The organism is Sporosarcina sp. Y1011 (genome assembly GCF_057669885.1).
Map to the genome: position 1 here is coordinate 60,329 of NZ_JBYHFP010000003.1, position 26,721 is coordinate 87,049.

A 26,721-nucleotide genomic window follows, 5' to 3' on the forward strand; every position below is an offset into this window, starting at 1 on the left:
ACGTCGAGTCCTCCAGTTGTCATAACTATATTTCTACTGCCTACTTTAACTAATTCGACTTGGATGATTTAAATCCTTCATGATTGTCAAAATTTCCTTAACAATCTCATTTTTATCTATACTTGCGTCAAACCAAGCTATGTCCAGTTTGTTGCGGAAATACGTCATTTGCCGTTTTGCGTAATTGCGTGTATTTTTCTTAATCATTTCAATGGCTTCATCCAAAGAGTGCTTGTCTTCAATGTATTGATGGATTTCCTTATAGCCGATTGCCTGCACCGATTGTGTTCCACGAATGCCTTCATGCCATAATCTAGTAGCTTCTTCGGTTAGGCCTTTTGCCATCATTATGTCTACACGCTGATTAATACGGTCATACAGCACGTCACGGTCCATTTCAAGGCCGACAATCAAATGTTCATAAAGAGAAGCGTGCCCTACCCCTTCTTCATGATCCCCTTTTGTCTTGCCAGTCACTTCGATAATTTCCAGTGCTCTGACAAGCCTGCGGTGATTATTTGGATGAATTTTTCCCGCAGTAGCCGGATCCAATCCTACAAGTTTTTCATAAAGCAACTGACCACCTTCTTCGGCCAGTTCCTGCTCGAGACGTTTCCTTACTTCTAAATCCGCAGCTTCTTCTGTAAACCGAAAATCGAAAAGAACCGATTGAATGTATAATCCTGTACCCCCCGCGATAATCGGTATTTTTCCTCGGTCGGTTATATTTTTTATCCACTTTCGGACTTGTGTTTGATATTCTGCAACAGAAAAAGGTTCGTCTGGCTCTAACACATCGAATAAATGATGGGGAACGCCTTCCATTTCTTCAACTGTGATTTTAGCAGTTCCGATATCCAGTCCCTTGTAAACTTGCATTGAATCACCGTTAATAATTTCTCCCCCAATGGCTTTGGCCAAACGAACACTGAGAGCCGTCTTTCCTGACGCTGTAGGGCCTACAATTGCGATTACTTCAGGATACTTATTCATTTTTCTCAATCCAATCTCCGACCGCTTTGAATACATGTTGTCGATTTGTTTCATGAAGCATTTCGTGTCTGCCGCCTTCAAATAACATAAGAGTCAGGTCTTCCATACCTGCTTTTTCGTAGCGCTTCGCTACTTCCAAAACGCCTTTTCCATTGTTCCCCACGGGATCTTCATTTCCTGAAAAGAGGAAGACTGGAAGTTGTTTCGGGATTTTATTTATTTCATCTGAGTCATTAATCTCTCCAAGTCCTTTGAATAAATCTATGAAAAATTGTGTTGTTGGGACAACTCCGCATTGAGGATCTACAATGTACTTCGCAACAGCTTCAGAATCTCTAGATAACCAATCAAAAGGAGTTTTTGGTTGGTCAACTGATTTATTGAATCCTCCGAAAACCAGTTTGTTCAGGAAGTGATTTTGTTGGTCAAAACCATTTTTCTTGCCATGCAAATAAGCAACCCCCAGGCCCGCAAGACGGCTTGCACCTGGGTCTCCACCTGTCCCTGAAAATATGGCCATGTCTATTTCACTGCCATACAGCTGAACATATCTTCTTGCAACAAACGACCCCATGCTATGACCAAATAGAATGAAACGAGGTGAAGGATATTGTGACCGAAAAGCGGAAATAATCTCGTATGTATCCTGCACAACACGGTCAAATCCAAATACATCTGCAAAATAACCTTTTACCCCATTCATGGTAGCGGTTTTTCCGTGCCCTCGATGGTCATGCCCCGTAACGATGTATCCTCTACCCGTTAAATAATTTGCAAACTCTTCATATCTGGCAATATGCTCCGACATGCCATGAAGTAAATGGATATGCCCGACAGGCGTACCCGTAGGTTGCGCTATACATGTATTCAACCGAAAACCATCTGTCATTTCAATTGTCAATTCCTTAATGATGAACACCTTCCTTCACTTTGGCTTCAGCAAGTGGACAGTTCAGTTCATTCAAATAGCGTACTCATTCGCGCTGACCCGTATGAAAGGAGTTTCGCCATATCCACTGTAACTGTCTCTTAAAACATTTCTACAATATACCGCCTGTTGAGTGAGAAAAAGAATCAATCTATACCAATATGAACACCTTTCGTCAAACGTAGTCTCTTCATATTGGAAAGTTCATCTTTTCCACGCAACCTATCAACCCAAGGATCTTTTTCGGCTACAGACTCACATAGTTGTTATAAACAATTTACCTACCGTGTACAAGCTTTGTGGGTCGACTGGATGTGCCTGCTACAAAATCCTGCATCAACCTATAGAGCGACTGATAAACCGCGTATAACTGCATCCAGTGCAATCCCCTGCCCCGGTAATTCCCCCATCAAAGTTTAAAGATACGTGTAGCCTCTACAGCTTTTTTCCAACCCCTGTACAGCTGATCCCGTTCTTCAGTTTCCATTGAAGGTGAATACGTCTTTTCTTTTGTCCATAACGATTCGACATCTTCGAGTGTACCGAAAAAGCCTGTTGCGATTCCCGCTAGATAAGCGGCACCAAGCGCTGTTGTTTCTTGATATTTTGAAAGTTCGACATCCGCTTGCAGCAAATCACTCTGGAATTGCATTAGAAATGCATTTGCCACACCGCCACCATCCACTCTTAATATACCAATATCCATGCCGGCGTCCTTTTCCATCGTGAGCAAGACATCTTTAGACTGATAAGCAAGTGATTCCACAGTTGCTCGGATGAAATGTTCTTTTTCTGTACCGCGCGTCAAACCGAAGACGGCACCCCGCGCATCAGAATCCCAATAGGGGGTTCCAAGTCCGACAAAAGCAGGAACGACATAGACCCCGTCAGAGGATGCTATACGTGTTGCATACGCTTCCGTATCCGATGCCTTTTTAAACATCCGCAGTCCGTCCCTAAGCCATTGAATTGCAGAACCAGCGACGAACACACTGCCTTCAAGCGCATAGGTTACTTTGCCATCTAGCCCCCAGGCAATCGTTGTTAACAGACCATTGTCTGACCGCACCATTTCGTCGCCCGTATTGAGGAGCATGAAACAACCTGTACCATACGTATTTTTAGCCATCCCTTTATGGAAACAGGCCTGCCCGAAAAGAGCACATTGCTGGTCACCCGCAGCGCCTGCAATCGGGATTTCAGCACCAAAAAAGACTGACTTGGCTGTTTTGGTGTAAATTTCTGAAGAGGAACGGACTGCAGGGAGCATCGATTCAGGTATTTCGAGAAGGTCACATAATTCACTATCCCATTGTAGTTCGGCAATATTATAGAGCATCGTCCTGGATGCGTTGGAATAATCCGTTACATGGACTGCCCCGTCAGATAACTTCCAGATGAGAAAAGAATCGATTGTCCCGAACAATAATTCTCCTTTTTCAGCCCGGGCACGTGTACCATCTACATTGTCTAGAATCCATTTCACTTTTGACGCTGAAAAGTAAGGATCTAATTTCAAGCCTGTTTTATGTTGGATTGTTTTTTCATGACCCGCTTCTTTTAACGCATCAACAATTCCCTGCGACTGTCTTGACTGCCAAACGATTGCGTTGTACACAGGCTGTCCCGTCTTTTTATCCCAAACGACGGTTGTTTCCCTTTGGTTCGTAATCCCGATGCTGTCAATGTCTTCAGGCTGTTTACCACTTTCCGTCAATACCGATGCGATTACAGATAGGACGGATCCCCAGATTCCGCTGGCATTGTGCTCAACCCAGCCTGGTTTCGGAAAAATTTGTTTGAATTCTCGTTGTGAGGAATGGACGATTTCTCCTTGCTTGTCAAAAAGTATTGCCCGTGAACTGGTAGTGCCCTGATCAATTGCGAGTACATACTTCTCCATTTACCTTCCCTCCTCCACATTCAATTTACATGACTCGTTTAAACATTTTTTCAATTTCATACGTCGTGAAATGAATGAGTACAGGTCTGCCGTGTGGACAAGTGAACGGATTTTCGACGTTCCCTAAATCATTCAGAAGCCTCTCCATATCAGCGAGTGTTAAGTGGTGGTTTGCTTTGATGGAACGTTTACAACTCATCATTATGGCCGCATCTTCACGCAGTTTTCCGATATCGATTATTCGTGTATTCAGTACTTGCTCAATTATATCTTCTATGATGATGGACTCTTCTCCTGCCGGGAACCAAGAGGGATATTCTTTTACTGCATAAGAAGACGGTCCAAACTCTTCTAGAAAAATGCCGACGTCTTGCAAAAGGGTGATATTTTCTTCTATTTTTGTTTTATCATCCGCTGCGTAATGAAATATGAGCGGGATAAGTAACATTTGTCTTTCGCCATTATCGGTTTTACTTAATTTGTCGCGGAAAAACTCATATTTTATTCGTTCTTGTGCTGCATGTTGGTCAATCATGAAGAAACCATCTTCATTTTGTGCAACGATATACGTTCCATGGACTTGACCAACGGGAACGAGTGCCGGAAAGTTTTTATCTTGTTCAGGTTGTGCTACATCGTCTTGTACATGTGATGGTTCATTGACCGTCCAAGGTACTTGGTTCTCAGCTTCTACTTCTTGTGATAAATAAGGCTGATACGCTGGTTTTTCGAGTGGAGTCATCGATGGTTCGGTGACTGGTTTAGGTCGTTCGGTTCTGAATTCATTCCACATATTTACTTGCTCTGATTGAATTTTTTTAGCCGGTTCTTTTTTAATGGCATCCGGGACAATTGTGTTTTTTCGAATGGCCTTCTGAATGGCTTCTTTAATAATCACGAGCAACTCGCCTTCTTTACTCATGCGTATATGTTGTTTGGAAGGATGCACATTGACATCAGTCAAGTAGGGATCCCCTTCAACATTGATAACTGCGATTGGGGATCGTCCGATTGGCAAATAGGTGTGAAGCGCATCTAGTACCGTATGATTGATCGCTTGGCTTTTTACCCATCTGCCATTAACAACTATAGTCATATAGTTTCTTGAAGCACGTGTCATTTCCGGTAATGTTATAAAACCAGAAACTTTGTAATCCGCATTCTCGCCTTCAAAGGGCACCATTTTACGAGCGACAGCCATACCATATATATCAGATAGAACCCGATGCTGATCATTGCTTCCCGCTGTTTGCAATAACACTTGGGTGTAATGCGTCAATTTGAAAGCGATTGCGGGATGACTGAGCGCGAGACGATTGACCAGGTCAATGGTATGTCCTAGTTCCGTCTGAATCGTTTTCATGTATTTAAGGCGTGCAGGCGTATTGAAAAATAACTGGGAAACAGTAATATCTGTCCCTTTTCGAAACGCTGCAAAGTCATGTTTGACGAGTCTACCGCCATCAATTTGCACTTCTGTGCCTTCCGTTTCACCGTCAGAAGTCCACATCATTATCTTAGACACCGATGCAATACTCGCAAGTGCTTCCCCGCGGAAACCGAGTGTCCGGATTCGGAACAAATCATGATCCGTCGTAATCTTGCTTGTTGCGTGCCGCTCAAATGCCTGAACAGCATCAAGTCTTGACATTCCATTGCCATTATCGGTCACACGAATGTTCAACAAGCCTGCTTCTTCGAGTGCAATTTCAATCACCGTGCTTTTTGCATCAATCGCATTTTCAACTAGCTCTTTTACGATAGATGCAGGTCGTTCGACGACTTCGCCCGCAGCGATTTTATTGGACAGTGTATCGTCCATCACTTTGATGATATCTATCGGTCTCACCCTTTCTTAGTGCCGAGCTTTTCTTTCAATCCATGCACGTATTGCAACGCTTGAAGCGGCGTCATATTCATTAAATCCGCCCCGGCTATATCCGATAGCACATCCCGCTCTTCAGTTGAATGGTCATTTTTTTCTTCATTGTTTAAGTCAAAAAAATTCAATTGGATCGGCTCTTCGCGAACTGTTTGGTTTTTCACATTTTCAAATGTATCCAGTAATGCTTTTGCTCGACTCAGGATTGTTTCAGGAAGGCCTGCAAGATCCGCAACGTAAATACCGTAACTTTTGTCTGCCGGACCTGCCATCACTTTATGGAGAAAGACGACTTTACCATCTTGTTCCATTGCAGCGACATGGACATTTTCAAGTCGGGATAGTTCGTTATCCAAATTGGTCAGTTCATGGTAATGGGTAGAAAACAGCGTATTTGCTCCAATTTCATCGTGAATATGCTCCATCATGGCCTGCGCCAGTGCCATACCATCATATGTAGAAGTGCCACGTCCAATTTCATCGAATAGGAGGAGGCTCTGCGCCGTTGCATTAGCGATGGCATATTGTGATTCCATCATTTCCATCATGAATGTACTCTGTCCTGAAGCCAGGTCATCCGCGGCCCCGATTCTCGTGAATATTTGATCAGTGATTGGCAGTAATGCTTGATCACAAGGGACGTAACAACCAATCTGTGACATAACGACAATGAGTGCTACTTGTCGCATATACGTACTTTTACCCGACATGTTAGGACCAGTGATAAGCAACATATTCGCTTCATCACTCAATTTACAGTTATTAGGTACGTATAGAGAATGGTCCATCATTTTCTCAACGACGGGATGACGCCCATTTTTAATTTCTAACGATTTCCCATCATGAAATACCGGTTTCACGTAGTTGCGTTTTTCTGAAACCGCTGCGAATGAAAGAAGGACATCCAGTTCGCTCAGGACGCTTGCAAGATGCTGGATATGCCGAATATGCGTTTTCATGGAATCGCGAACCGCACTGAATAATTGATATTCAAGCTCTTGTCCATCTGCTTCCGCGTTTAAAATAAGGTCTTCTTTTTCTTTCAGTTCAGGGGTTATGTACCGTTCTGCATTGGCCAATGTTTGTTTTCTTTCATATCGCTCTAAGTCTGCAAGATGGATATTGGATTTCGTAATCTCGATATAGTAGCCGAAAATTCTGTTATACCCTATTTTCAAAGATTTAATGCCTGTACGCTCGCGTTCTAAGCGTTCAAGTTCTGCAAGCCATGTTTTACCATTCCTTGAAGCATCCCGGTATTGGTCTAGTAATGGATTATATCCATCTTTGATAATGCCGCCCTCTTTAACGGATAATGGAGGATTTTCGGCGATTGCGTTTTCGAGTATTTGCAATGCTTCATCACAACCATCAATTCTTTCAGAGAACTGATGAAGCAATGACCGATCGGATTGATGAAGTGATTCTTTGATAGCAGGAACTCGTCTCAAGGAATTCCGAAGTTGCGCTAAATCCCTTCCACTTGCGCTCCCCATTGAGATTCGTCCAGCAAGCCGCTCTAAATCGTAGACCTCTTTTAAGCTATTTTTCAATTCATCCCTTAGGAAAAACTCTTCAATTAGATCAGTTACTGCATTGAGCCGATTTTCTATTTCTCTTTTTTCGGCTAAGGGTTGATGGATCCACATTTTCAATTTACGAGCGCCCATCGCTGTGACTGTCTCGTCAAGCAACCAGTAAAGCGTACCCTCTTTACTTCCGCTCCGAATGGATTGAATGAGTTCCAAATTACGCATTGAATTAGCGTCAATCGATAGTTTTGCTTGTTTTTGCAAAAATTCAAATGGACGTATATGATCAAGTGCCGTTTTCTGCGTGCGCTTCACGTAGGAAACAAGCATGCTGCATGCCCCTGTGACATCGAATGGAACCGCGTCGAATAAATCTCTCGTTTCAAACTGCTCTTCACCGTACTCAATAGACAACATAATATTGCGTTTCGCCATGCTGCCATCGAGCGTGAGATGCAGTCTTTCATCGACAACGACCTCTTTCATGCCAAGTGCCTCAATTTCGGCAATTAACGTCCGCTCGTCGCCTTCTACACACTCTACTTTTCCCTCTCCGGTTGCCAAGTCTAGATAAGCCAGCGCATACCTGTTGCCGCCTATACTATCAGCAGAACCGATGAAGTGATTGGTATTCGCGTCAATTGTTTTTCCTTCAGTCATTGTTCCGGGGGTAATGATTTTGACGACTTCTCTTTTTACAATCCCCTTCGCATGCTTCGGATCTTCTGTCTGTTCACAAATAGCCACTTTATGACCTTTACTAATAAGCGTCTCGATGTAACCTGCAGCCGCATGATAAGGAACGCCGCACATCGGTATTCTGTCACGACTCCCAGCATCCCGGCTCGTTAACGTAATTTCAAGAATTTGAGATGCTTTCTCGGCATCCGAGAAAAACAATTCATAGAAATCGCCTAATCTGAAAAACAAAAATGCATCTTCGTGCGCTGCTTTTACTTTTAAATATTGCTGAATCATTGGTGTATGTGTTGTCATTCTCTAACCTCACTAGGTTTACTATTTTTTATTATTATACCAAACCTGGACAACGAAGGGTCCAGGTTCTGCGTGAATTACGCGGGCTTTGCGGAATTCTAAGCAAATCCTTAATACGAAGAGCCCAAATTCTGCGTGATTTTTATGGTCTTCAAAAATCTAAGCGATCAGTTTTCCCTTTTTCATCTTAACGTAAAAAAACCAAAAAAAGCCGGTAGTGTTCTCCGGCTCTCAAAATGAGGATGATTCTTTTCCTTTTTTACCATCATGTCCAGAAGGGCCACCTTGACCACGTGCTGATTTATGTCCCTCATCATGTGAGGATGATTCATCAGTGACTTTCCATTCTTCTTCAAAACTTTGCGGATGAATCGTAATTAATACTTTAGTTTCTCCAACGACTTCTGCCATTAATTCGCGTTCAATTGTGATTTGGAACTTCTCACCACTCTCCGAAATGACCGCTTCTGTACAATTCGGATGCTGGATGACATCTACAATTACCTCTTCGTGACCCGACGTCGGTTCATCTCTATAATGTAGCCGAATCTTGTCTCTGTAAGGTATTGACTCTGTAAATACAGATGTTTTTGAATGATCCTGATGGGAATACCAAACGTTGACGTCGAACTTACCACTCACTTCGATGTATTTACCAACCTTCTTCGCCTGATGTGTATGGTTGATGACCCAACAGCCGAGTATACTCGTGGGACTATTCGGCGGCTTAAGTGACACCGTCGTTTCGGTCCGCTTCTTCCCCTTGGCAATAACCGTCTTCGTCACAATCTGGCGTAAATTTTTCAGTTTAATTCCTCCTCCATTCGCTTCAATCCATTCTATGCAACAGAAGCCCAGAGAGTGAAAAAAATCGGCAGAAAATTTATTTCCGCCGATTGGTATGATTGATTATAGTTTTTCATATGTTGTGTTTTTTACATAAGAACCTGTTTCGCCTCGTCGCACATCGCCATCTGTCGCTTCGATGATTTCATCCGTGACTGTATTTGCAATTGTATTCGATACGAGTTGAAGTAAATCATTCACTTCGCCTTGTGATTGTTTAAATTCCTGGACGATAGGAACTTCATCGATATCTGCTTGAATCTTCTCGATTTTACCTTCAATAATACTTAAAGCTTTTTCTTTACCATACTGTTGGAAATTGACGGCCTGTTTTTGCAATGACTTCAGGCTCGCAATGTTTTCACGAATTTTTTGGTTTTCATTAATCTGTGCTTCCGCACGTTTGAAAAACTCAACTTGTTCCGTGTTGGCAATCATGTGTGCAATTTCGCGTGCTTTTGCAATAATTTCATCTTTTGTATAAATCTTTTCCATTATGACATCACCTTTTCCTTTTCTACAACGCCGATGAATTCACCGTCGAGTGACCACGTTTTGGCCTCTATTATTTTTACGTTTACAATTTTTCCAATTGCCGATTGGGGTGCTTTGAAATTCACCAGTTTATTTTTCGATGTATATCCTGCTAGCACTTCTGGATTCCGCTTACTTTCCCCTTCAACCAACACTTCCACGACTTTTCCTTTGTAGGGTTTCATCGCTTCCGCGGATAATTCATTAACAAGATTATTCAACCGCTGCAGACGTTCTTTTTTCACTGCCATTGGGATATTGTCAACCATTTTTGCAGCTGGTGTACCCTCCCTTGGTGAATAAATATACGTATAGGCGATATCGAAACCGACTTCTCTATATAAGGACATCGTCTCTTCAAACTGCTCGTCCGTTTCATTCGGGAATCCAACGATAATGTCCGTTGTTAACGTTACATTCGGAATCGCTTTTTTAATCTTCCCGACTAGATTAAGATAGTGTTCGCGTGAATACTTGCGTGCCATAATTTTCAATATATCACTTGAACCGGATTGGACGGGAAGATGGATGTGATCGACTAAATTTCCCCCCTTAGCAAGCACTTCGATTAAATGGTCATCGAAATCACGGGGATGGCTTGTTGTGAAACGAATTCTCGGAATATCGATTTTTCGTAAGTCGCCCATCAAATCACCGAAACGGTAACCGATATCATCAAAGTCTTTCCCGTAAGAATTGACGTTCTGTCCGAGCAATGTTATTTCCTTATACCCTTCTGCCGCTAACTGTCGAACTTCTTGAATGATGTCTTGTGGTCGCCTGCTGCGTTCCTTGCCTCGTGTATAAGGAACGATGCAATAGGTACAGAATTTGTCACACCCGTACATGATGTTAACCCATGCCTTGATATTACCATGTCTGACCTTTGGAAGGTTCTCAATGATATCCCCTTCTTTTGACCAAACATCGATTACCATCTCTTTTGACATGTATGCCTCATGTAAAATGTTGGGAAGTCTATGAATATTATGTGTACCGAAAATCATATCAACTTGATCATACGTTTTTAGGATTTTATTCACAACTGATTCTTCTTGGGACATACATCCGCAGACGCCAATCAGGACGTCAGGGTTCTTCTGTCTAAGAGGTTTGTAGTGTCCAAGTTCTCCAAAAACCTTATTTTCAGCGTTTTCTCGTATGGCACATGTATTGAGCAATATAAGATTTGCTTCTTTTACATTTACTGTAGCCTCATAACCAAGCCCCATTAAAATACCTGCAATTACTTCTGTATCATGTTCGTTCATTTGACAGCCAAACGTTCTGATAAAAAACTTCCGATTGTTTCCCATTCCTCGGAAACGTTCGTCAATTTTGAAATCATCGTGATAGGCAATTTCTTCTTTGCCACGCTTTTTCGCATCTTTCAACGATGGTGGTGCGTAGACTGTCTGAAAGTATTGGCTATAGTCCTTTTCTGGCGGTTTAACATGAGCCGGTTCCAAAAGCCCGGCATTCAGGCGCTGTTCTTCACTCATTTAAATTGCCCCCTTTCCCACGTAAATGTGGGAATTTAAACATATTGTTTCATTATATCTAATTATAGACCGGCTATACAAGAGTGAGTCTGCTTTGTCGATTGATTGTCACAGTTCCACAAGGCTTTTTATTTTTAAACAACTAAAAGACCACAGGAAAATAGTGGCTTCCTGTGGTCTCAACTTTTCTAATTTACATATTGCGCTGTCGCTTTTCAACAAGCAATTTCAATGCTGTTCGTCCCTCACCATTAATTTCGATATCTGTGAAGGCCGGTGCACAAATGAGATCACCACCACTAGGAGCGACGAATCCTCGTGCAATTGCAATTGCTTTTATAGCTTGATTTAATGCACCTGCACCTACTGCCTGCATTTCTGCGTACCCCTGGTCCCGAATAACTGCAACGAGTGCTCCAGCAACGGAATTGGGATTCGAGCGAGATGATACTTTCAATGGATTCAACATAATTCCTCCTTATTTTTCGATGTCTATGGAACAGATATCTCCATAAACCATCCTATGACTCGGAGGTTACGTTTAGACGCGAATCATCCTTTGAAAGGTCGGTCATCATTGATAGAAACACGTTCAACTTTTACAGCATGCCCTTTTTCATCATCCAATTCCACAAAAAGTCCATTTAACTGGGAACGTCCCGATTTAGGTACTTCAAAACGGACTGGTAAATTGGTTTTGAAACGATAGAGGACATCCTCTTTTTTCATGCCTAGTATTTCATCATACGGGCCCGTCATACCTGCGTCAGTCAAATAGGCTGTACCTCCTGGTAAAATGCGATCATCCGCCGTCTGGACATGCGTGTGCGTCCCTACAACTACTGACACTTTCCCATCAAGATGCCAACCCATAGCTATTTTTTCACTCGTTGCTTCAGCATGAAAATCGACGAAGACAAGCGGGGAGATTTCTCTCGCCTCTGCTACCAGTTCATCCGCCTTTTCAAATGGATCTCCGTGTGGAGGTAAAAATACCCGTCCGTGTAGATTAATGATGGACAATGTAACGCCATTACGTGAAATCGTTGTCATCCCTTTACCGGGTGCTTCATCTGAAAAGTTTGCTGGACGTATTAGATAATCAGTATCATCTATAAAATCATAGATTTCTCTCTGATCCCATGTGTGATTACCCATTGTTATGACATCCACACCTGCGCGTAACAACTCGTCAAATATTGATTTTGTAATGCCTCTTCCAGCTGCTGCATTTTCACCATTGGCAATAATGACATCAGGGTTGTACTTTCTTTTTAAGCGCGGTAAATAATCAAATATCATATCCCTACCAAGCGAACCGACAATATCACCTATGAATAATACTTTCATTTAAAATATCTCTCCCAATAAAAAAGAAGTTCCCGGACCGAAATCACGGAAACCCCTTTTTTTACTATTTTGCGTATTCGACCGCACGTGTTTCACGGAGGACCGTTACTTTAATATGACCTGGATAATCGAGTTCTTCTTCAATTCGTTTCCGAATATCTCTCGCTAGACGATGGGCTGAAATATCATCAATCTGATCTGGACGAACAATCACTCGGACTTCGCGTCCAGCTTGGATTGCAAATGATTTCTCCACACCCTCATACGATTCAGAAATCTCTTCAAGCTTCTTCAGTCTACGAATATAATTTTCAAGTGTTTCACTACGTGCTCCCGGTCTTGCAGCTGATAATGCATCTGCTGCTGCTACGAGTACCGCAATTACCGATGTCGCTTCTGTATCCCCATGATGGGAGGCGATACTATTTATAACGACAGGGTGTTCCTTGTATTTCGTTGCTAGTTCTACACCAATTTCTACGTGACTGCCTTCAACTTCATGATCAATCGCTTTTCCGATGTCATGGAGTAGTCCAGCCCGTCGTGCGAGTGTAACATCTTCTCCAAGTTCAGCTGCCAATAATCCCGCGAGATAAGCAACTTCTGTTGAGTGCTTCAGAACATTTTGACCATAACTTGTACGGAAACGCAGTCTTCCGATGATTTTGATAAGGTCTGGATGCAAATTATGAATTCCGATATCGAACGTTGTCTGCTCTCCAGTTTCACGGATGAGCTCATCCACTTCACGTCTAGATTTATCAACCATCTCTTCGATGCGTGCCGGATGAATCCGTCCATCTGCCACTAATTTCTCAAGTGCCAGTCGTGCAGTTTCACGACGTACCGGATCAAATCCTGACAAAATGACAGCTTCCGGTGTATCATCGATGATCAGGTCAATTCCTGTCAACGTTTCGAGCGTTCGAATGTTTCGTCCTTCACGGCCAATGATGCGGCCTTTCATCTCGTCATTCGGCAGATTAACGACCGAAACAGTCGTTTCAGCAACATGATCTGCAGCGAATCGTTGTAAAGCAATAGATAGAATTTCACGCGATTTCTTATCTGATTCCTCTTTTGCACGTTGTTCAGACTCTTTCGTCATGACAGCGATGTCTGTAGCAAGTTCTTTTTCTACTTCACTTAAGATGAGCCTTCTTGCTTCATCTCTTGTCAGTGATGATATCTTTTCAAGTTCAGTTTTCTGAACCGTTACTAATTCTTCTGCCTTGCGTTCCATCTGTTCTATAAGCTGTTGTCTTCCTGTAAGCGCTTCTTCTTTACGCTCCAGACCTGAGTCTCTTTTATTGAGAGCTTCATCCTTGCGATCATGATTTTCTTCCCGTTGTAAAAGACGGCTTTCCTGCTTTTGCAGTTCCGCCCTTCGTTCACGGATCTCTGATTCCGCATCAATTCTCAGTTTGTGAGTTTCATCTTTCGCTTCTAGTAGTGCTTCTTTCTTAAGAGACTCTGCCTCACGCTTCGCCTCTTCGACGATTTGTTCTGCCGAGTTCTTGGCACCAGTCACTTTTGAATCATTCACTTTCTTACCAAAGATATAGGTAACAACTGCACCGACGAACAGACCGAGCAAAGCGAAGATGATAAATTCTACTAACATCCAGCTCACCTCCTCCTGCTATTCTTTTCATTTTCAGTCGGCTCATATATCTACGTACAATATACTGCCAAAATCATTTAAAGGGTATGAAATTATACAATTCTAATTGTATCTATGTAAATTTGACATGTCAAGGATACGGAGGTCTTCAGAACGCATTATTCAATGAATTAATTGCAGGTTTTATTCCTGCATTTTACAACTAACACAGGTTTTATATTTGATAATACCATTGGATTTCTCACTTTCAGTTTCAAAATGGTAATCTCCCATTCCCTTGCCCTCAGCATAAAAAAACCGATTGTCCAAAGTAAAGGACAAATCGGTTATTAAACGCTGTTATTCTTTATCAAGAAGTAGTTCTAGCTCTTCGTCTTCTTCGTCTATGTCATTGGCAATAACGACATTTTTTGCACCATCGAGTCCATATGATTCACGAATTTTGCGGGAGATTTCCGCACGGATATCCGGATTTTCCTTCAAGAACTGTTTCGAGTTCTCGCGTCCCTGCCCCATTCGTTCGCCTTCGTATGAATACCATGATCCACTTTTTTGAAGTACTTCGGATTCTGCACCAAGATCGACAATTTCGCCTTCTCTTGAAATTCCTTCTCCGTACATAATATCAACTTCCGCCAATTTGAAAGGCGGTGCAACTTTATTTTTAACAACGCGAATTCGTGTTTTATTTCCCATAATATCATTGCCTTGTTTGATAGCTTCTCCACGTCGTACGTCTATCCGAACAGAAGAGTAAAACTTCAATGCGCGTCCCCCAGGTGTTACTTCCGGGCTACCGAACATAACACCTACTTTTTCACGGATTTGGTTAATAAATATGGCAATCGTGTTGGATTTATTAATAGCACCTGAAAGTTTACGTAAAGCTTGGGACATAAGACGGGCTTGCAATCCGATGTGCGAATCACCCATCTCCCCTTCAATTTCCGCTTTAGGTACGAGTGCAGCAACGGAGTCGATTACAAAAATATCGACAGCGCCACTTCGTACGAGTGCTTCAGCGATTTCAAGTGCTTGCTCTCCCGTGTCAGGCTGAGAAAGTAGCAACTCATCGATGTTGACACCCAATTTTTGTGCATAAAGCGGATCGAGCGCATGTTCAGCGTCGATAAATGCCGCTGTTCCTCCTGCAGCCTGCACTTCTGCGATGGCATGGAGGGCAACTGTCGTTTTACCCGAACTTTCAGGTCCGTATATTTCAACGATACGTCCCCGTGGATATCCACCTATACCGAGTGCAAGATCCAGTGTAAGGGAGCCTGACGAAGATGTTTCAAGTTCCAGGTTTGTTTTTTCACCCAGTTTCATAATGGATCCTTTACCGAATTGCTTTTCAATTTGTTTTAATGCAATATCTAATGCCGCTTTACGGTCGCTCAAATTATTTCCTCCCTGAAGGTGATGTTCTGTTTTTCTTACTACCCCTACTATACTCCTTTAATGAGAAATACTCAATATAAAAGCGAACATTTATTCGACTATTTTTTATAAAATGTAGTTTTAAGTGAGAATAGAGGGGTAAATCGCATTTTTAAATGAGAACAGGAGCTAAACTTTAATTTTGACTTTCTTTAGCCGTGAGATATTTAATAAGATAATAGGTCGCAAATCTTGCTGCTCTGAGACGATTTACGTTTCTTGAACCCGACAAAAATAATTTGTGTGTTACTGTAATTCCATTGGAGGAGGCGATACCAATCCAAACGGTTCCCGCTGGCTTACCATCATGTGGATCCGGACCAGCAGCACCCGTGAGTCCAATACCAATGTCTGACTTGAACTTTCGTTTAACGTTCTCTGCAAGAGATGCCGCACATTCCGCACTCACAACGCCATATTCCTCCAATAGAGACTGCTCAATACCGAGCTGTTCCATTTTAGTTTTTTCATTGTAGACAACAACGCCGCCTTCTAGTGACGAACTGATTCCTGGTTCCATAGCGAGTTCGGACATGAATAGGCCAGTAGTCAAACTCTCCGCTGCCGCCAATGTCCAACCATTTCGGATTAGAAGTTCAGCAGCTTTGGAAGACAATGTATCTTCATTCACCCCATAGATGAAATTGCCCACTAGAGAACGGATTTCCTCTTCTACAGGAGCAATCATTTGTAGCGCTGCATCGTTCGTTGCCGCTTTTGCAGTAATACGCAATGTCACTGCATCCGCTGTTGCCAACGGTGCAATTGTTGGGTTCGTTTGTTTTTCTAAAATGGACTGGATCCGGTCCTCAAGTTCCGCTTCACCTATACCATAAAATTTCAATACTTTAGATGTAATGACTTCATGCTTCCCTGTTAGACCTAACAAGTATGGAATCGCCTCATGCTCAAACATCGGTTCCATTTCATGTGGTGGACCTGGTAGGAGAAGATAGCGTATACCCTCTTTCTCTACCGCCATTCCCGGAGCCATGCCATTCCGATTAGTCAATACTTTAGCGCCTTTGAAGACCAGTGCCTGTTTTTTATTATTCTCGGTCATTATCCGACCACTACGTTCAAAATACTGTTGGATATGGCGAAGCGCATCATCATCGCTGACAAGTGTCGTACCAATATGCTTCACTATTGTTTCTTTTGTCATGTCGTCTTTCGTCGGTCCCAGTCCGCCGGAGAAAATTAAAATATCTACTCGTTTCCTTGCAATTTCAATCACTTCATCTAAACGCTCAGGATTATCGCCCACGACCGTTTGAAAATGGACGTCAATGCCTATTTCGGCAAGTTTCAATGAAATGAATTTGGCATTTGTATTCGTTATTTGTCCTAACAGCAATTCAGAACCAATTGCAATTATTTCTGCTTTCATATCCATCCACCTCCTTACATTGACTCCAACAGAATTTTTCTATTTTTATAGAAGTAGTCAAAACCTGACCAAACTGTAAACACCAATGCGATATAAAGCATAATTACACCGAAAGGAAAGCCAATCGATTCGAAAAATATATTGTTCAACAATAGTGAAGTAATTGCTAGAATTTGTGCAACTGTTTTAATTTTACCAAGTTGGTTAGCCGCTACAACTTCCCCGCCGCCTGCAAGGATAAGTCGTAAACCTGTCACAGCAAATTCACGGCTGATAATAATAATCACAATCCAAGAAGGTGCTATACCAAGCTCAACGAGTATGATAAGAGCCGCCGAAACGAGTAACTTGTCTGCAAGTGGATCTAGAAATTTCCCCATATTTGTAACGAGATTGTTTTTTCTAGCGATATAACCGTCGAGCCAGTCCGTTATAGAGGCAATGATAAAAATGAGTCCGCCGATTAAATGTTCTTTCATCATTTCAGTTCCAGCCACTGCGATATCGCCCATGCCAAAATCGATTAGCATAAAAATCATGAAAACTGGAATAAGTAGGACACGTGATACTGTTATTTTATTAGGTAAATTCATTAAGAACACTTTCCTTTCAAAGAAAATAGTCATCTGAAGTAGATGACTATCATTCTTTCGTGTATTTGATCATTATGTTTTGTGGAACAGTATCCTGTGGCGTTACGCCATATTCAAGTAGTTCGCCATTCACATAGATTTCAGTTGACTTAGGACGTCCTACCCGAATTCGGACGGATTCTGTTGCCGTCACATCAAATTCAATCGTTTCCCCCGTGTTCATGATGCGTGCGGGTGTCATCCATTCTTTACCGGTATTATCTTTAACGCCTATCCAAGAACCTCCGTTTAAACGAATCTCAAGTTTGAACGTTTCAGCATTAGTAAGGTCATACATCGACGTCTCTCCGCTTGCACTTTCAAAAGCTAGAGCCTGTTGTGGTTTTTCAGGTTCAGGTTCTTCTTCCACAGGCTCTTCGTCTGTCGTACCATTTTCAACCTTAGATGGATCCTGTTTGCTATTTTCCATCGTTACCGGCTGTTCGGTCTCTATGATATCCGCGCCGGACGAGGTATCTGATGTACCTTTAGAAAGGGTCCAGACAACAACCAAGATGAAGATGATAAACAAAGCAACGATAATTTTTGGCATAATTTCATTTAACCGTGTATTGCTTTTCAAGCCCCTTCTACGTGTTAATGTCGTTGAAGGTAACTGACCTGCCTCATCTTCAGGAGACACGGCAGGAGAACTGTCCTTATACATAGTAAGCATTTCATCCGGGTCGAGGTCCACTGCTTCTGCATATTGTTTTATAAACGCCCTTACATAAAAAGAACCGGGCATCATGCTGTAATCTTCATTTTCGATACCAGAAAGGTACCGTTTCTGTATTTTCGTGATTGACTGTAAATCTTCCAACGTGAAACCTTTATCCGTTCTCGCCTGCTTGAGACGATCACCTAATCCGGTCACCAAAAACACCTGCCTATCAAAAGTTGAATAAACCCGAACCGTCCGTCGACCCATGGCCCGACATCATATGGTTCTTCTCCATCATTTCATATGTAATTTCTTGCTCTGGATCTGTTCTCAATTCGATAATGTAATCGAAGTCCTCAATGCTATATTCAGAATGCTTAACAAACATATCCGGATGCTCTACAACTTTAATAGAAGGCATTCGCATCATCTCTCTGACGAGTTGCATATGACGCTCATCATCTGCACGGCGTGTAACAATTCCATCCAGGATGAAGATATTATCCTTCGAAAACTCATCGCCTGCCAAGTTTTTTCGAAGTGTTTGCTTGATCATTGTTGAAGATAGAAAAATCCATTTTTTGTTCGCACAGACACTAGCTGCGACAACCGATTCAGTCTTTCCTACGCGTGGCATTCCACGTATCCCGATTAACTTATGACCTTCCTGCTTAAATATCTCCGCCATAAAGTCAACAAGAATCCCAAGATCACTTCGTAGGAAACGGAAAGTTGTTCTTTCATCCGCATCACGCTGAATATAACGCCCGTGTCGGACCGCTAGAATATCGCGCAATTTCGGTTCACGGATTTTTATCACCTGAATGGTCTCCATCGTCTCAGCAATTTGTGCGAATCGTGCAATCTGATCATCATCTTCGGTCCGTAGCAGCATACCACGGTGTCCGCCGTCAACTCCATTGATTGTTACAATGTTCACGCGTAGCATTCCGAGTAGTGATGATATATCCCCCAGAAGACCAGGACGGTTTACCTGAATTTCATATTCGAGATACCATTCCCCCATCAGACACACTCCCCTTTGCCCATTTCTCAAACATCTACTACTATATGACGCACAGAAAGCAATATAGTTCTATGATAGCGGATTCTAGGCATTATGAAAAGGAAAAAGAGTAAAAGAAAAAGGGGATTGTCGAACTCCCCTTAGATCAATCACGCCTCGGCGTGATTGCGTCAAGATTTTGAATTGAGCTTGTGCCTGCAGGACGCAGGTATGCAACAGGGAAGGATTGAACTGCATCCTTCCTTATTGCCGCAGGACGCGGCGAACTTAGGTTGCCTATCCTATTATTAACTCCCTTCAAAATCTTTGACATCCGCCGAAGGCTTTAACAAGGAGAAATGGAACTCAATTTCTCCCCATTCAGCAAGGGTTTGCCCCCCGCTGAATTGCTGACTTCGTTCGCATTCATTTCGCCACTTATAGAAGTGGATGACTTATGCTGAATGAAGTTAAATCAAATATGCCAACCGCCATTTACTTTCAAAATCTCACCCGTTATATAATCCGCCTTGCCGCTCAATAGAAAATTAACTGCGTCAGCGACATTTTCTGGTGTCCCGCAACTCATTAGCGGGATCGTATCGATAATCATTTGTCGTTCGTCCATTGGAATGTCAGCATTCATCCGCGTTTCAATCCATCCGGGGGCAACTGCATTCACTCTTACTCCCGAATAGGCCGCTTCTTTTGCATATGCTTTAACAAATGCATGTTGCGCACCTTTTACGGCCGAATACATCACTTCTCCCGCCGCCCCCGTATTGCCCCAAATCGAGCCAATCACAACGACATAGGATCGATCAAATGCTCTCAGTTGAGACGATAACAGACTGATTAGCCTTGCCGGGTTTTGGACATGAACTTTCCATAAGGCATCCATGTCTCCAACAGTTGTTTCCGTTAACAATTTAAGCATGGATTGACCGTTCGATACAACAACTGCACCTGCACGAGGAACTTGTTTGGCCAGAAGGTCTGCTCCGTCGATTGCACTAAAATCTGCATGCACTATTTGAAAGTCCGCTTCCGGATAAGCCGAAATCAGTTCCGACTGAAGAAGAAGCGCTTGTGCTGTATTTTCATTGTAGTGAAGGTATAACGACCATCCTGTAGATGCCAGATTCCGACTGATTGCTCCGCCTATCCCACCGGATGCACCAAGGATGACACAGTATTTCCTGTCTGTCATTGTGCTTTATCGGCTGGGATAATTGAATAAACAGTATGACCGCTTTCATCTGAAAACGTATGGAATGCTTCTTTCAATTTTTCAAGCGTTAATTTTTCAAGTATCGGAACAACGTCAAATAGATTCATGTTATTGAATGTGTATCGTGTAAATTGATTGGCGATAAATTCAGGCGAATTTAAAGAACGCATAAATTGGCCTATTTTTTTCTTTCTCATCCGATTAAGTTCCACATCAGTAATTGGCCACGCCTCTGCCGCATCGCGTACCGTTTTTCGAATGGCTGCTTCAAGTTCTTCTGGCTGATCAGTATCCGAACCAATCATTGCAAATCCAAATCCTTTTTCCATTGTAAAATCATAAGAGAAGGATTCATCGATAAGACCGTCTTTGTATGATTCCGTAAAGAATTCAGAAGATCTGCCAAATAGGATATCTAGAACAAGGCCTGCTGAGAGTTCTTGAATCAGCATCTCTTCCCCTTCGATGTCCGTATTGTTGCATTTCATCCCCATATTGAATTTCGGTTTAGACACATCCATTGCGAGTGTACGATTCGCTATGGCTGCCGTTTCCATTTCAGTTGGGAAGCGGCGTTCAATTTCGGCTGGCTCATCGAATGTTTTTGAGTCTTGGTTCTTTTTGATGAATGCCATCATCTCTGCAGGATCAACAGCTCCGACAATAAACAGGACCATATTTGACGGATGATAAAAAGTTTCATAGCATTCATACAAATGTTCAGCGGTGATATCTTGAATCGTCGCGACCGTACCTGCGATGTCTATTTTTACGGGATGTTCATAGAAAAGATTCTCAATTGTACCGAAATAAAGGCGCCAATCGGGTTGATCGTCGTACATGGTAATTTCCTGTGCGATAATCCCCTTTTCCTTATCGACCGTCTGTTCAGTAAAATACGGTTCTTGAACAAAATCGAGGAGAACTTCCGTGTTGTCGTATAACTTATCTGTAGCAGAAAAAAGATACGCAGTCCTCGTGAAAGAAGTGAACGCATTGGCAGAAGCTCCATTGACACTGAACTTTTGAAATACATCTCCATCTTCTTTTTCAAACATTTTGTGTTCGAGGAAATGAGCGATACCATCCGGAACAGTTACTTCTTCCGTTTTACCACGCGGAACGAAAGTCCGGTCAATTGAACCGTATTTCGTCGTGAATGTCACGAATGTTTTTGAGAATCCCCGTTTAGGTAGAATATAGACATCCAGTCCGTTGTCGAGCGTTTCGTTATATAGTGTTTCCTGCAAATTATCGAATTGAATTTTTTTCATATTAATTAGCCTCCTTGCCGGATAACAGATAGACGATTTCTAACGTAATTTCAGAAGCCATCTTTTTAATATCCTCTTTTGTTACGGATTCCCAACCGGATATAATTGTTTGCGCTGTGAAATGTTCATCAAGTTCTTTGTATTGATCAAACACTTCAATCTGCCCTCTTGCTGAATCGAATGCACTCTTAATACCGTTAGCGAGCAACGCCTTCGTCTGTTCGATTTCAAGGTCTGTAATATCTCCGGCTTGTAGTACCTTAAGTTGTTCCTTGATGAGGTTTACGGCTTTCTCTTCAAGTTCAGCATCGATTCCTGCAGTCACATAGAGAAGTCCGTATTGGGAAGAATACGAACTGGAAGCATAATATGCCATGCTTTCTTTTTCACGAACATTTACGAATAACTTACTATGAGAAAAACCACCGAAAACACCATTTGTCATTTGCATTTTCGCATAGTCAGGATGATGGAAAGTCACAGGTGTACTGAATCCAAGGTGTAATTTCCCTTGTTTCATTTCCTGTTTTTCCTGCACATGTTTAACTTCATCCGATTTCACAACTGGTTGTTTTACATCCTTTTTGCGTTCATACGCTTTTCGGGCGTTGAATGTGAATGTTGTTTTTATTTTTTCTATCATTGCGTCTTCGTCGATATCACCAACAACGTAAATATCAATTTCATCTTCATTTATCATGCTTTCATACGTCTTGTAAAGGTCTGCAGCTGTAATTGCATCTACATCCTTATCCGTTCCGTAGGAAGATGAAGACGCTGCGCTATTAGGCCGAAGCAGTTCGAGCATACGTTTTTGAGCATATCGCGACTTGTCATCATAAACCGAACGAATCCGATCTTTGACAGATCTCTTTTCACGGTCGACAACTGTTTCATCAAATTTCCCATCCACTGCGTTTGGGTCAAATATGACAGTTTGAATAAGGCCAAGAACTTCCTCAAGAACGCCGCCTTCAGATAAATACTCATCGTTCACACATTCTGCAGCCAGGGAAACAATATGTGTTTCCCCGCGCTTTCCTGCATCCGTGTACAATACCGTTCCATACAATTCGTCTAATGCATTTCGGAATTCAGTTTGTGTCCGGTAACGACCATTTGAATCTTCTAAAACATTTGCCAATACAGCACGAAGAGCGGATTTTTTATCATCAAGAACCGATTTCCACTTCACAGAGAAGTTGACGGTTTTGAATTGTTCTGACTTACGGATATATAATGTGACGCCTTCTTGTAGCACTACTTTTTTGAACATATGAACACCTCTGTTTTAGTTAATATGCGGAATCCTCACTTCACTATACATTCCGTGAGTCGAAAGATGCAAATATACCGGCGGAAGTATTGTCATTTACTCAAAAAAACCGCCTAGAAGTCTGTTGTAGCAGACTATCTAGGCAGTATCATTTTTTTATCGATTTCCTTTAATATACGGTTGTCCGCTTGCTTTTGGCGCATTCGACCTTCCGATAAAGCCTGCAAGTGCGAGAATCGTCAACGCATAAGGCAAGATGTATAAATAAACGGATGGTACATTTTCCATGAATGAAATACTAGATGAGCTGATGGCAAGTGCCTGTGCGAATCCGAAGAACAATGCAGCTCCCATCGCACCCATTGGATGCCATTTCCCAAAAATCATTGCAGCCAGTGCCATGAATCCTTGTCCATTAATCGTTGCATGACTGAAATCATTCGTCATCGTCTGTGAATAGATAGCTCCACCGATGCCCGCAAGTCCACCTGAAATGATAACTGCAATATAACGAATTTTGGTTACTTTAATTCCCATTGTATCGGCAGCCATTGGGTGTTCTCCGACGGATCGTAGACGAAGACCGAATGGTGTTTTATAAATGATGAACCAAGCTAAGAAAGCAAGTGCTATAGCGAGTATCGAAGACCCATAAATCCCTTTAAAAAAGAGTGGTCCGATAAACGGGATTTCATGTAAAATCGGAACGTTGAAGCGCGGAATACTATGCTGTATGAAATCCGTCTGTCCTTTGTCGAAAATCATTTTTACTGAGAACAAAGCAATCGCAATTCCGAGCATGTTAATAGCGACCCCTGATACGACTTGGTCAGCACGGAATGTAATCGAAGCGACTGCGTGCATAATAGAGAATATTGCAGAAACAACCATTGCAACTAGTAAAGCAATCCATGGAGTCCAAGCTCCGAATGTATCCGCATAAAACAGATTGAACAAAATACCGATAAAAGCACCCATGACCATAAGACCTTCAAGGCCAATGTTAACAACACCCGCACGTTCTGAAAATACGCCTCCGATTGCAGTGAAAATGAGAGGGGCGGCATAAGAAATGGTTAACGGAATGATGAAATATAGTATCTCTAGGAAACTCATATCATTTTGCCTCCTTTTTCTTTTTCATCTTGCTCAGAAGAACTCGGATGATATAACCTGAAGCGACAAAGAATATGATTAGTGCAATGACGATGGAAACGATTTCCACAGGAACTCCTGCTTCATTCGGCATATTACCAGCACCATATTTTAATGATCCGAACAATGAAGCACCGAAAACAACACCAAGCGGCGTATTTGCACCTAGTAAAGCGACGGCAATTCCGTCAAATCCAATACCGGTAAACGCACTGCGTGTCACCATATTACCGAAAGTTCCAAGTGCTTCCATTGCTCCACCAAGTCCAGCAAATGCACCAGAGACTACCATCGAAAGTATAATATTCTTCTTGACGTTCATCCCTGCATACTGAGATGCATGGTCATTGAAACCGACCGACTTAAGTTCGAAGCCCGTTTTCGTTTTTTCCAAGATGAACCACATGACTACAACCATCGCAAGTGCAACGAAAATTCCATAGTGTAACGTGGAAAAATCAGTCAGATTGGATAAGAATTCCGATCGAAGTGATGCAGTAGGATGAATTTTTTCTGTTTTGTAACCACCATCAGAAACTGCTTTTATTAATGCATTAACTGTATGAAGTGCAATATAATTCATCATAATTGTGACGATAACTTCGTGCACGTGAAGTGTTGCTTTTAATATTCCCGGTATCAGTCCCCAGAGCGCTCCTGCGAGTGCCGCCGCAAGAAGCGCAAAAGGTAGATGGATGATTGCAGGTAATTCAAATGCCATACCTACATAAGCTGCTGCAAACCAACCAACAATTAGTTGACCTTCTACACCGATATTAAATAGTCCTGTGCGGAATGCAAAAGCAACAGCTAGACCAGCTAGTAAATAAGGGCTTATTTGACGGATTGTTTCCCCAATTGAGTACATATTTCCGAAAATACCATTCCATAATGCGATATACCCGGCAATCGGATCGTATCCGCTAAACCACATCACGACTGCCCCTACTAGCAGACCAAGAATAATTGAGATGATAGGCACCAGTATATTTACAAACCTATTCGACATGGAAATCATCACCTTCTTTCAGCTCGTAGGAAGCTTGATCCTTAGATTGGCCTGCCATCAAAAGACCGAGTTGTTGTTCAGTTGTCTCGGCAGGAATAACCGTATCGACAATTACACCATCATAAATGACTGCTATCCGATCAGAAACGTTCATAACCTCATCAAGTTCAAATGAAATTAGGAGAACGGCTTTCCCGTTATCACGTTGTTCGATTAATCTTTTATGGATGAATTCAATTGCTCCGACGTCAAGCCCACGTGTTGGGAGTGCAGCAATTAGTAAATCTGGATTACGATCTATTTCTCGTCCAATGATAAGTTTTTGCTGATTCCCTCCTGATAGCGCCCGGGCTAACTCATGCTCCCCTTGCGTCCGTACGTCGAACGTTTCTATGATGTCATTTGCTTTTTCAGACACGAGTTTATAATTCATGATGCCATTTTTGGACAATGGTTTTTTATAATACGATTGCAATGCCGCATTATAACCAACAGTAAAATCAAGGACAAGTCCATGCTTGTGTCGGTCTTGAGGGATATGACCCAAACCGGTTTCAGTTATGTTACGCGGTTTTTTTCCTGTGACATCCTTTGAATCGATCAGAATTTTCCCACTCTTCACTTTCCTTAGACCTGTAATAGCCTCTATCAATTCCGATTGCCCATTGCCGTCAATTCCTGCAATACCTACAATTTCGCCTTTACGGACAGACAGATTCAAGCCTTTCACTTTTGGAATACCGCGGTAATCTTCAACAACAAGATTTTCAATGCGAAGGGCTTCCTCTTTTGGATAAGACGGACCTTTTTCAGTTTTGAATGTAACTTGGCGTCCAACCATGAGTGTTGCCAACTCTTCAGGATTGGTTTCGGAAGTTAAGACCGTACCAATCCCCTGTCCTTTACGAATAATTGTAACCCGATTGGACACATCCATTATTTCTTGAAGTTTGTGTGTGATGACGATAATCGACTTACCTTCACCAATCAACTTCTTCATAATTGAAATCAGCTCAGTAATTTCTTGAGGTGTTAGGGAGGCTGTCGGTTCATCGAAAATCAAAATTTCCGCCCCACGATAAAGCGTTTTTAATATTTCTACCCGCTGTTGCATACCTACTGATATGTCCTCGATTTTTGCATATGGATCCACGTCAAGTCCGTAAAGCTTTGAAATTTCAGCCACTTTTTTCGCAGCGTCTTTGACATTAATCATGCCCATTTTTTTCGGTTCATTACCTAGAATAATATTTTCAGTAACAGTGAGATTTTCAACCAACATGAAATGCTGGTGAACCATTCCTATTCCTAAACTGTTTGCGACATTGGGATCCGTAATTGAAGTCGCTTTCCCCCGTACCCGGATTTCTCCACCGTCAGGTTGATAAAGACCGAACAGCACATTCATCAATGTTGATTTCCCTGCGCCATTCTCTCCTAATAAAGCATGAATTTCACCTTTTTCAAGTTGAAGAGTAATATTATCATTCGCAACAAAATTACCGAATTCCTTTCGGATATTCAGCATTTCAATTACATATTCCACTGGGTTCA

22 protein-coding genes are annotated in these 26,721 nt (G+C 42.2%); all 22 read right to left on the reverse strand.

Annotation, left to right across the window (positions count from 1 at the left end; all coding sequences use genetic code 11):
• Positions 1-45: 45 nt before the first annotated feature.
• The 22 genes from miaA to AC25Y5_RS04645 all read right to left on the reverse strand — a co-directional run bounded on the left by miaA (position 46) and on the right by AC25Y5_RS04645 (position 26,713).
• Complete coding sequence (gene miaA, locus AC25Y5_RS04540) at positions 46-993, reverse strand: tRNA (adenosine(37)-N6)-dimethylallyltransferase MiaA (protein WP_488139307.1); 948 nt, start codon at positions 991-993, stop codon at positions 46-48.
• Positions 986-1,912, reverse strand: a complete 927-nt coding sequence (locus tag AC25Y5_RS04545; protein ID WP_488139308.1) for an alpha/beta fold hydrolase — start codon at positions 1,910-1,912, stop codon at positions 986-988. Before AC25Y5_RS04545 ends, miaA begins: the two co-directional genes overlap by 8 nt.
• Before the next feature lie 418 nt (positions 1,913-2,330).
• Entirely contained in the window at positions 2,331-3,824 is a 1,494-nt protein-coding gene (gene glpK / locus AC25Y5_RS04550) for a glycerol kinase GlpK (RefSeq protein WP_488139309.1), read from the reverse strand.
• Positions 3,825-3,849: 25 nt separating this feature from the next.
• A complete protein-coding gene (gene mutL / locus AC25Y5_RS04555) occupies positions 3,850-5,664 on the reverse strand; it encodes a DNA mismatch repair endonuclease MutL (RefSeq protein ID WP_488139554.1) in 1,815 nt (604 codons plus the stop codon).
• A 5-nt stretch (positions 5,665-5,669) separates the two neighbouring features.
• Positions 5,670-8,234 (reverse strand): DNA mismatch repair protein MutS, encoded by a 2,565-nt coding sequence (gene mutS, locus AC25Y5_RS04560; protein WP_488139310.1) that lies wholly within the window; start codon positions 8,232-8,234, stop codon positions 5,670-5,672.
• Positions 8,235-8,465: 231 nt separating this feature from the next.
• Positions 8,466-9,020: an outer spore coat protein CotE gene (gene cotE, locus AC25Y5_RS04565; RefSeq protein ID WP_488139311.1), complete on the reverse strand. Its 555-nt coding sequence runs from the start codon at positions 9,018-9,020 to the stop codon at positions 8,466-8,468.
• A gap of 123 nt (positions 9,021-9,143) precedes the next feature.
• Positions 9,144-9,575 (reverse strand): YlbF/YmcA family competence regulator, encoded by a 432-nt coding sequence (locus AC25Y5_RS04570; protein WP_482100510.1) that lies wholly within the window; start codon positions 9,573-9,575, stop codon positions 9,144-9,146.
• On the reverse strand, positions 9,575-11,116 hold the full coding sequence (gene miaB / locus AC25Y5_RS04575) for a tRNA (N6-isopentenyl adenosine(37)-C2)-methylthiotransferase MiaB (RefSeq protein ID WP_488139312.1): 1,542 nt from the start codon (positions 11,114-11,116) through the stop codon (positions 9,575-9,577). Before miaB ends, AC25Y5_RS04570 begins: the two co-directional genes overlap by 1 nt.
• 193 nt (positions 11,117-11,309) lie before the next feature.
• Positions 11,310-11,582: a stage V sporulation protein S gene (locus tag AC25Y5_RS04580; RefSeq protein ID WP_067211081.1), complete on the reverse strand. Its 273-nt coding sequence runs from the start codon at positions 11,580-11,582 to the stop codon at positions 11,310-11,312.
• Between the two features lie 86 nt (positions 11,583-11,668).
• On the reverse strand, positions 11,669-12,466 hold the full coding sequence (locus AC25Y5_RS04585) for a TIGR00282 family metallophosphoesterase (protein WP_488139313.1): 798 nt from the start codon (positions 12,464-12,466) through the stop codon (positions 11,669-11,671).
• A 64-nt stretch (positions 12,467-12,530) separates the two neighbouring features.
• Entirely contained in the window at positions 12,531-14,090 is a 1,560-nt protein-coding gene (rny, locus tag AC25Y5_RS04590; RefSeq protein ID WP_482100507.1) for a ribonuclease Y, read from the reverse strand.
• Positions 14,091-14,429: 339 nt separating this feature from the next.
• Positions 14,430-15,491, reverse strand: coding sequence for a recombinase RecA (gene recA / locus AC25Y5_RS04595; RefSeq protein WP_488139314.1), 1,062 nt, complete (start codon positions 15,489-15,491; stop codon positions 14,430-14,432).
• A gap of 175 nt (positions 15,492-15,666) precedes the next feature.
• A complete protein-coding gene (locus AC25Y5_RS04600) occupies positions 15,667-16,920 on the reverse strand; it encodes a competence/damage-inducible protein A (RefSeq protein ID WP_488139315.1) in 1,254 nt (417 codons plus the stop codon).
• A gap of 14 nt (positions 16,921-16,934) precedes the next feature.
• Positions 16,935-17,513 carry a CDP-diacylglycerol--glycerol-3-phosphate 3-phosphatidyltransferase gene (pgsA, locus tag AC25Y5_RS04605; protein ID WP_488139316.1) on the reverse strand — a complete coding sequence of 193 codons (579 nt, stop codon included), beginning with the start codon at positions 17,511-17,513 and terminating at the stop codon, positions 16,935-16,937.
• A gap of 49 nt (positions 17,514-17,562) precedes the next feature.
• The gene (locus AC25Y5_RS04610; protein ID WP_488139317.1) at positions 17,563-18,429 is read right to left on the reverse strand and encodes a helix-turn-helix domain-containing protein; all 867 of its coding nucleotides are present in this window, start codon (positions 18,427-18,429) and stop codon (positions 17,563-17,565) included.
• 16 nt (positions 18,430-18,445) lie between these two features.
• Positions 18,446-19,243, reverse strand: coding sequence for a DUF3388 domain-containing protein (locus AC25Y5_RS04615; RefSeq protein WP_488139318.1), 798 nt, complete (start codon positions 19,241-19,243; stop codon positions 18,446-18,448).
• 454 nt (positions 19,244-19,697) lie between these two features.
• On the reverse strand, positions 19,698-20,432 hold the full coding sequence (gene ymfI / locus AC25Y5_RS04620) for an elongation factor P 5-aminopentanone reductase (protein ID WP_488139319.1): 735 nt from the start codon (positions 20,430-20,432) through the stop codon (positions 19,698-19,700).
• The gene (gene yfmH / locus AC25Y5_RS04625; RefSeq protein WP_488139320.1) at positions 20,429-21,727 is read right to left on the reverse strand and encodes an EF-P 5-aminopentanol modification-associated protein YfmH; all 1,299 of its coding nucleotides are present in this window, start codon (positions 21,725-21,727) and stop codon (positions 20,429-20,431) included. The genes ymfI and yfmH overlap by 4 nt, the downstream gene beginning before the upstream one ends.
• 1 nt (position 21,728) lies before the next feature.
• Positions 21,729-23,003 carry an EF-P 5-aminopentanol modification-associated protein YfmF gene (gene yfmF, locus AC25Y5_RS04630; RefSeq protein ID WP_488139321.1) on the reverse strand — a complete coding sequence of 425 codons (1,275 nt, stop codon included), beginning with the start codon at positions 23,001-23,003 and terminating at the stop codon, positions 21,729-21,731.
• A gap of 156 nt (positions 23,004-23,159) precedes the next feature.
• On the reverse strand, positions 23,160-24,119 hold the full coding sequence (locus AC25Y5_RS04635; protein WP_482100498.1) for an ABC transporter permease: 960 nt from the start codon (positions 24,117-24,119) through the stop codon (positions 23,160-23,162).
• 1 nt (position 24,120) lies between these two features.
• On the reverse strand, positions 24,121-25,167 hold the full coding sequence (locus AC25Y5_RS04640) for an ABC transporter permease (RefSeq protein ID WP_488139322.1): 1,047 nt from the start codon (positions 25,165-25,167) through the stop codon (positions 24,121-24,123).
• Positions 25,157-26,713: an ABC transporter ATP-binding protein gene (locus tag AC25Y5_RS04645; protein WP_488139323.1), complete on the reverse strand. Its 1,557-nt coding sequence runs from the start codon at positions 26,711-26,713 to the stop codon at positions 25,157-25,159. Before AC25Y5_RS04645 ends, AC25Y5_RS04640 begins: the two co-directional genes overlap by 11 nt.
• Between the last annotated feature and the right edge of the window lie 8 nt (positions 26,714-26,721).

What these genes read in the sequence shown, in the direction of transcription:
- rny (WP_482100507.1), bottom strand. Translation starts at nt 14,090, where the DNA reads ATGTTAGTAGAATTTATCATCTTCGCTTTGCTCGGTCTGTTCGTCGGT.
- mutS (WP_488139310.1), bottom strand. Translation starts at nt 8,234, where the DNA reads ATGACAACACATACACCAATGATTCAGCAATATTTAAAAGTAAAAGCA.
- AC25Y5_RS04615 (WP_488139318.1), bottom strand. Translation starts at nt 19,243, where the DNA reads ATGGGGGAATGGTATCTCGAATATGAAATTCAGGTAAACCGTCCTGGT.
- miaB (WP_488139312.1), bottom strand. Translation starts at nt 11,116, where the DNA reads ATGAGTGAAGAACAGCGCCTGAATGCCGGGCTTTTGGAACCGGCTCAT.
- AC25Y5_RS04635 (WP_482100498.1), bottom strand. Translation starts at nt 24,119, where the DNA reads ATGAGTTTCCTAGAGATACTATATTTCATCATTCCGTTAACCATTTCT.
- AC25Y5_RS04570 (WP_482100510.1), bottom strand. Translation starts at nt 9,575, where the DNA reads ATGGAAAAGATTTATACAAAAGATGAAATTATTGCAAAAGCACGCGAA.
- AC25Y5_RS04585 (WP_488139313.1), bottom strand. Translation starts at nt 12,466, where the DNA reads ATGAAAGTATTATTCATAGGTGATATTGTCGGTTCGCTTGGTAGGGAT.
- pgsA (WP_488139316.1), bottom strand. Translation starts at nt 17,513, where the DNA reads ATGAATTTACCTAATAAAATAACAGTATCACGTGTCCTACTTATTCCA.
- yfmH (WP_488139320.1), bottom strand. Translation starts at nt 21,727, where the DNA reads ATGAAAAAAATTCAATTCGATAATTTGCAGGAAACACTATATAACGAA.
- glpK (WP_488139309.1), bottom strand. Translation starts at nt 3,824, where the DNA reads ATGGAGAAGTATGTACTCGCAATTGATCAGGGCACTACCAGTTCACGG.
- ymfI (WP_488139319.1), bottom strand. Translation starts at nt 20,432, where the DNA reads ATGACAGACAGGAAATACTGTGTCATCCTTGGTGCATCCGGTGGGATA.
- AC25Y5_RS04600 (WP_488139315.1), bottom strand. Translation starts at nt 16,920, where the DNA reads ATGAAAGCAGAAATAATTGCAATTGGTTCTGAATTGCTGTTAGGACAA.
- miaA (WP_488139307.1), bottom strand. Translation starts at nt 993, where the DNA reads ATGAATAAGTATCCTGAAGTAATCGCAATTGTAGGCCCTACAGCGTCA.
- AC25Y5_RS04640 (WP_488139322.1), bottom strand. Translation starts at nt 25,167, where the DNA reads ATGTCGAATAGGTTTGTAAATATACTGGTGCCTATCATCTCAATTATT.
- yfmF (WP_488139321.1), bottom strand. Translation starts at nt 23,003, where the DNA reads ATGTTCAAAAAAGTAGTGCTACAAGAAGGCGTCACATTATATATCCGT.